Here is a 7,215-nt window from a genome sequence, read left to right as displayed (position 1 = left end):
GGTGACAGTCTGTGCGGTAGAATCCGGCTTCATGAAGGGGCCCTTGTTGAGGGGAAACGGGTGTCGCAACACGTTTCTACCGCAACTGGGGCCTTCTTCAATTCAGGAACGCGACTTCTTCATGAATTATTCGGGCTAGGCTTCTGAGATCGGTTCGAGATATCGGCGATGGACATCCTGGAGGAAAGCTTCCGCCGCTCGAATCGCGTGGGCCGAACGCACTGAATGGAAGGTCTCGAATGCATGTTGTGCGCCGTCGAGTTCCAGGTAGACGACCGGATTCTGGGATTTCTCACGCAATGCTTCCACGAAGACGCGGGCCTCCTCGACGAAGACCAACGAATCGTGAGTCCCCTGAACGATCAGGAACGGCGGTGCATCGGTCGAGACCCGCGAGAGAGGCGAGGCCGCATCCCAGAGCTCCCGGTTCTCTTCCGGCCTGCATTTGAGCACGCTCTTTGCCAGAAAGGGTGTCATCGATTGGGAACCGCGGATCCCGTGGCGATCCAGGAAATCGTAGACGCCATAGAACGGCACGGCTGCCGAGACCCGCGTATCCCCCTCTTCGAAGCCTGGCTGGTACATCGGATCGTTCTGGGAAAGCGCGGTGAGCGCGGCAAGATGACCGCCTGCGGAGCCGCCCGTTACGGCGATGAAATCCGGATCGATGCCAAACTCTTCGGCGTGCTCGCGGATCCAGACCAGGGCGCGCTTCACGTCGACGATGTGATCGGGGAAGGTCGCCTTCGGCGAAAGTCGGTAGTTCGGCGCGAAGCAGACCCAACCCCTCTCCGCCATGTGGTGCATCAGCGGCTGGCCCTGCTGCTCTTTTTCGCCCATCACCCAACCGCCGCCGTGTACCTGCAGCAAGACCGGGCGGTGAGTGCCGGGCTCACGGGGCCGCACGACATCCAGCTTGTTGCGTCCGCCCTTGTCGCCGGGCAGTGATGGGCCGTACTCGCGCCCTCTCAGGGTCTCTACGCCAGGTCTCTTCATTCGGAAGGGCCGCAGGCCGTGCCAGGGAGAGACATCTTCATCAGGCGCCAGACCACTCTCTGCAAGCGCCTCCCGCGCTGCCGCACGAGCACCGATCGCCTTGCCGTGAATCGCGAGCAGCCCAGCCCAGCTCACGAAGGTAATCGCCAGGCCGAACAGCCCAGCCGCGGATTCGAACGCGCCAAACGCGCCGAACACCAGGGTCGCCGCGGCCTGCCACGCCAGGTGGTGGAGCGGCATCTCCCCCGTCAGCCAGGCACCCATGAAGTAGGGCATGCTGAAGGCGGAAATACGACGGGCCTGAATGAGGGCACTCGCCGTGAAGGCGGCGCCGACCAGGCTCACGAGGAGGAACAGGCTGGGGGCAGTCATCCCGTCATGATGCCATTCCAGGCTGCGTGTGTCGCGCAGGAGGGCGGTTGCGAACGATCCACGTTGGGAGCAGGCGTCTCCGCTCCTTCGAGGGATCAGGCGCCGTTTGGTTCGGCGGGGCCCACGCTCCCGCCGGGAAACGCCTGGATCCGAGCCGCCTGGGCGACGCTCGCTACCCGGCGCCCCGTGCGGTCGTAGAGGGCGCCCACCGCCCACGCCGTTTCAGCATGGGATACAGGGCTCTCGGCGAGGAAGACGTGCCAATCGTCGAAGCGCGCGGGACCGTGGATCCACAATGCGTGATCGATGCTGGCGGCTCGTAGGGTGGCCCCGGCGATTCCCAGGGCTCGCGCAGCGGCAGCCACGAGAGGACCGTCACTCGCGTAGATGAAAGAAGCGTGGTGGAGAAGCCCGTCCTCGGGAAGAGCCGTACGCGGCCTCATCCACAGACCGAAGGGCTGACCGACCGCAGGGGGAATCAGGCGAAGCTCGATCTCCTCGGCAAGCGCGCCCCAACGGCCGCGAATCTCGGGGAGCCCGTCGGGCCCGGGGACCGCGGGGCAGCGGTCGTCGTGCCGGCGCCCGCTGGATTCCCGACCGAAGGAGAAGGTCACGTGGCAAACCGCCTCACCTCGCTGCCGCGCCAGGACACTGCGCACGTCGAGGCTCACGCCCTCACGCAGACGCTCCACTTCGAAGCCGATCGCCTCGCCATAGCGCGCCGGGCTCAGGAAATGCGCATGCAGGGATTGCAACTCGCAATCGGGGGCGGTGCGTGCTGCGGCGGCGAACGCCTGCGCGAGCGCCAGACCGCCGAACACCCGCCCGGGGGCGCGGCCTCGAGCCGGCCCCGGATGGCCACGAAAGCGGTCCGCACCTCGCTCCTCGAGCACGAGCCGAGAAGCGAGACCCGACCCCTGGTTGGCGGAATCATCCTTCGTCATGAAGCGGAGACAAGGATAGGGGTCCGCGGCGTTGGCGCCCGAGCCACGGGGTGAAGTTCCAGCCACGGTCACCGGCAGCAATGCCAACCGCTCGCATCCGGCCTACGCTTGGGAGGGAGGCAACCGCCATGGCCGACGCCACCGACGGAAGCGGAGCTGGACTAACGCCCGGCCGCCTGGAGGAGCTGGACTCCACAGTGGCCCGCGCACGTGCCGCCGCGGACGCCTTCCGCGAGCTCGACCAGGAGGCCGTGGACCGCATCGTCTGGGCGATGGTGGTAGCGGGCCTCGAGTCCGCGGTGGACCTCGCGCAGATCGCCACCGAGGAGACGGGCTTCGGCGTCTTCGAAGACAAGGTCATCAAGAATTTCGTGGCGACGGAGTTCCTGTATGACTACTTGAAGGACAAGAAGACCGTCGGAGTGATCGGTGAGGAACCCGAGCGCAACCTCCGATACGTCGCCGAGCCCATCGGCGTGGTGATGGCGATCCTGCCGGTCACGAATCCCACGTCAACCGTCCTCTTCAAATCGATCGTGGCCGCCAAGACGCGCAACGCGATGATCTGTCGCCCGTCGCCGCGGGCCATCCAATGCGCGCTGCGCACCGTCGAGATCCTGCAGAAGGCTGGCGAGAAGGCCGGCTTGCCGCCCGGCGCCCTCCAGGTGGTCCCCGATGCGCCCCGCGAGGTGACCCACTACCTCTTTCGCCATCCGGACATCGATCTGATCTGGACCACCGGCGGTCCGAAGATCGTACGGCTCTCCAACGAAGCGGGGAAGCCGGTCATCAGCGTCGGCCCCGGCAACGCGCCCGTCTATCTGGACCGAACCGCGGATGTCTGCAGCGCCGTGGTGGATATCCTGATCTCGAAGACCTTCGACGCGTCAGTGATCTGCCCCGCCGAGCAGACCTGTGTCGTGGACGAAGGCATCTACGACGCCTTCGTGGCCGAACTCGAACGCATGGGCGCCCGACTGCTCTCTCCCCAGGAGGTGGACCAGCTCGCGGGGTTTGCCTTCCTTGAGTCCGGAGACCCGAGCATCGATGCCGTGGGACGCTCGCCCTACGACCTCGCCACGAAAGCGGGCTTCGATGTGCCGAAGGACGCCAAGGTCCTGTTGGCTCCCCTGCCCGAGGATCTGGGCGCCCTCTCGGAACACCCGCTGGTCAAGGAGAAACTGATGCCCGTGCTCGGGCTGGTGCGGTCGCCGAGCGTGGAGCACGGCATTGCGGCATGCGATCTGGTCACGGAACACGGCGGTCTGGGCCACACCTCCGCGATCTACTCCCGGGATCAGGAGGTCATCGATCGCTATGCGCAACGCATCCGCACGGGGCGCATCCTGGTGAACGCGCCCACCGCCGTGGGCGCGCTCGGCGGCATCTACAACTCTCTCACACCGACTTTTTCACTCGGTTGCGGGACCTGGGGCGGATCGATGACGACAGACAACGTCAACTACACGCAACTGCTCAACGTGAAGCGGGTATCCCAGCGCTCGAGCCCACCCCAGTGGTTCCGCGTTCCGTCCGATACCTACTTCAACGCAGGAGCCCTCGAGAGCCTTCGCGAGATCGACGCCACCACCGCAGTGATCGTCACCGACGGCGACAGCGAGCGCCGCGGCGTCGCCGACGAGATCCACAAACACCTCGGTAGGACCACCACCCATGTCTTCTCGGAAATCGAGCCCGAGCCGGACGAGCAGCAGATCTGGAACGGGGTCGAGACCCTGCGACGCATGCAGCCCGACCTGATCGTCGCGGTGGGCGGAGGCTCGGTCCTGGACGCCGGAAAGGCGATGCGGCTCTTCTACGAGAACCCGAAGCTGAGCCTCGAGGAGCTGAGCCTGCCCTTCCTGGACGCGCGAAAACGCGTCGCCCAGTACCCGCAGGTGGCACACAAGGCGAAGCTGGTGGCCGTGCCCACGACCAGTGGCACGGGTTCCGAGGTTTCCCCGGCCGCCGTCGTGACGATGGGCGACCGCAAGGTCACCCTGGTGGACTACTCCCTGGTGCCCGACATGGCGATCGTGGATCCGCTGCTGATGCTGAGCATGCCCCCCACCGTCACCGCCGATACGGGCATCGATGCTCTCACCCACGCACTCGAGGCCGCGGTCTCGATCTTTGCATCGCCCTACACCGAGGCGTTCTGCGTCCAGGCAGCCCGGCTGGTCCTCGACTGGCTGCCGCGCGCTGTCAAGGACGGCTCGGACCTCGAGGCGCGAACCGCCATGGCGAATGCTGCGACCATCGCCGGGCTGGCGTTCTCGAATGCCTTCCTCGGCGTGAACCACGCGCTGGCTCACGCGGTCGGAGCGCGATTCCACATCAGCCACGGCCGGGCGAACGGGATCTTCCTCCACCACGTCCTGCGCTACAACGCTTCGATTCCCAGCAAGTTCATGCCGGCACCGGGTTACGCAGCCTACGTGGCGCCTGAAAAATACGCCCAGCTCGGCTGGGTGATCGGGCTCCCCGGTGGCGGCGCGGGCGGTCACGGGGAGGAAGGCCGTCGTGCCCGTCTCTTCGCCCGGGTGGACGAGCTTCTGGACGAGGTCGGGATCCCGCGCTCTCTCGCCGACGCGGGTGTCGACGAGCAGGAGTTCCGCAAGGCGTTGCCGGACCTCGCGCGCGTCGCCTTCGAGGACCCGAGCCTGCGCACCAACCCGCGCATGCCGATGGTCAGTGAACTCGTGGGATTGCTGGAAGCCGCCTGGAACGGTCGCTGAGCCCTCGCCGGGCGAAGAGCCGCAGCACACCGCCATCCCGATCTCCGGGCCACTGTCGGCTACCCGACGCTCCGCCGGCCCCCTGGATGGATTACACTGCCGAACCGTGGCCTACGAACACCACGACCGCCTCAGCGCAACCGATTCCGTCTTCCTCGAGATCGAGGATGCGAACATCCACATGCACGTCGGGGCGGTGGCGCTGTTCGAGCGCGAACCGCTCGAGACGCCCGAGGGCCGGCTCGACATCGACCGCTTGCACGCGTTCCTCGAACGCTCCCTGCCCCAGAGCCCCCGGCTCCGGCAACACCTCGTCGAGGTGCCGTTGATCGGACACCCGGTCTGGGTCGACGACCCGCGCTTCAACCTCGCCTACCACTTCCGCCACTCGGCGCTTCCACCTCCGGGCGACATGCGCCAACTCAAACGATTGGCGGGGCGCATCATGTCCCAGAAGCTCGACCGCGGAAAGCCGATGTGGGAGCTTTGGGTCGTCGAGGGTCTCGAGGATGGTCGCTTCGCAATGATCATCAAGGCCCACCATTGCATGGTGGATGAGATCGCGGGCGTCGATCTGCTAACGGCACTGCTGAGGTTGTCGCCCAGCGAAGAAATGCCGGAGCCTCGCGTGTGGATTCCGCGGCCCGAGCCGGGAGCGGTGCGGCTTCTGGCGAACGAGGTCGGACGACGTGCAGCGTTTCCGTTCGAGATGTTGCGCGACACGCAAGACCGCTTGACACGTCCCGTGGAGTTCCTGGAGGACGTGCGAAACTCGTTGGGAGCGCTGGGCGAAACCCTCAGCGCCGGGCTCGAGCCGACCACGCCGACCCCCCTCAACCCGGAGATCGGTCCCTACCGGCGTTTCGATTGGATGCAGACCGACCTCACAGAAGTGGCGGAGATCCGAAAGCACCTGAGCGGAACACTCAACGATGTCGTGCTGGCGACCGTGGCTGGTGCGGTGGGACGCTTCCTCGAGCAGCGGGGCGAGGTACTGGATCGCGATACGGTTTTCCGTGCAATGGTTCCGGTCAGCATCCGAAAGCGAGATCAGCACGGTGTCCCCGGCAATCGCGTGGTCAACTTCCTGGCGCGGCTGCCCGTGGACGAGCGCAACCCACGCAAGCGGCTCGAACGCACGACCTCGACCATGCGCGGGCTCAAGCGCTCGCGCCTGGTCGATGGTGCGGAGATGCTCGAAGAGCTGAGCGACCGGACCTTCACGAGCCTGATCATCGAGTTCGTGCGTCTCGCCGCGAATCAGCGCACCTACAACGTGGTCGTCACCAACGTGCCCGGGCCACCCCGGCCCGTTTACCTGCTGGAATCACGCATGACCGAGATCTATCCCGTTGTGCCGTTGTTCACGAACCAGGGCCTCGGAATTGCGTTGTTCAGCTACGACGGCCGGTTGTGCTGGGGCTTCCAGTCGGATTGGGAAGCGCTCCCCGATCTGAACGACTTCGTCCTGGCGGTTGGCGAGGAGTTCGCGCGGCTGCGCGAGGCCGCAGAGCACGTGCAGGCGGCCGGGGACCCGAGCCCGCCGGCTTCCAGCCCTTCCCTTGAGCAGCAGGAGATGAAATGAACACGAAAGTCCACGAATTGATGACCAGCACGGTCGTCTCGACTCAACCCCACGCAACCGTCGGACACGTTCGTGGCATCCTGGAGCGTAACCAGATCAGCGCGCTTCCCGTGGTCGACACGGAGGGACGGCCCGCTGGGATCATCTCCGCCACGGATCTCGCGGCGGAGCTGAAGACAAACTCGCCCATCAGCAGGATCATGACCACGAAGGTGTACACGGTGCCGAAATACGACGACGTGAGCACTGCGGCCCGAGTCATGCGGAACCATCACATCCACCGGGTGCTCGTGACCCATGAGCAGACCGTCGTCGGCGTGCTCTCGTCCTTCGACCTCTTGAAGTTGGTCGAGGACCACCGCTTCGTAGCAAAGAACCCACCTACTCCCTCGAAGAACGCGAGTTCGAAGCGAAGCTGAGCTGCCTCACTTCATACCAACAGCTAGCCCCAATCCGTCATTGGATCCGGGCCCCTGAGGGTATCGGTCCGGGTCAGGCGGCGAGTTGTTCGATGGCCCGATTGAATCGTTGGCGGGTGGAGGCCTCGGCAGCGATCCGCAGCTCGGCGCGCCCCTGAGGC

At 65.7% G+C, this 7,215-nt stretch carries 5 protein-coding genes; 3 read left to right on the top strand and 2 right to left on the bottom strand.

The genetic code is table 11. The features are described from left to right. Positions 1-135: 135 nt before the first annotated feature. Together GY937_14600 and GY937_14595 are read right to left on the bottom strand one after the other, a co-directional pair. A complete protein-coding gene (locus GY937_14600) occupies positions 136-1,368 on the bottom strand; it encodes an alpha/beta hydrolase (protein ID MCP5057932.1) in 1,233 nt (410 codons plus the stop codon). 95 nt (positions 1,369-1,463) lie between these two features. Further along, entirely contained in the window at positions 1,464-2,312 is an 849-nt protein-coding gene (locus tag GY937_14595) for a hypothetical protein (GenBank protein ID MCP5057931.1), read from the bottom strand. Positions 2,313-2,440: 128 nt separating this feature from the next. Between GY937_14595 and adhE the strand changes: the two genes are divergently transcribed. The 3 genes from adhE to GY937_14580 all read left to right on the top strand — a co-directional run bounded on the left by adhE (position 2,441) and on the right by GY937_14580 (position 7,054). After that, positions 2,441-5,050: a bifunctional acetaldehyde-CoA/alcohol dehydrogenase gene (gene adhE / locus GY937_14590; GenBank protein ID MCP5057930.1), complete on the top strand. Its 2,610-nt coding sequence runs from the start codon at positions 2,441-2,443 to the stop codon at positions 5,048-5,050. 106 nt (positions 5,051-5,156) lie between these two features. Then, positions 5,157-6,635, top strand: a complete 1,479-nt coding sequence (locus tag GY937_14585) for a wax ester/triacylglycerol synthase family O-acyltransferase (GenBank protein ID MCP5057929.1) — start codon at positions 5,157-5,159, stop codon at positions 6,633-6,635. Beyond that, the gene (locus tag GY937_14580) at positions 6,632-7,054 is read left to right on the top strand and encodes a CBS domain-containing protein (GenBank protein ID MCP5057928.1); all 423 of its coding nucleotides are present in this window, start codon (positions 6,632-6,634) and stop codon (positions 7,052-7,054) included. The genes GY937_14585 and GY937_14580 overlap by 4 nt, the downstream gene beginning before the upstream one ends. Positions 7,055-7,215 lie beyond the last annotated feature (161 nt).

Source organism: bacterium (assembly GCA_024228115.1).
Lineage (GTDB): Bacteria > Myxococcota_A > UBA9160 > UBA9160 > UBA6930.
The sequence above is the reverse complement of the archived record's forward strand: the minus strand, read 5'-3'. Positions and strand labels throughout refer to the sequence as shown.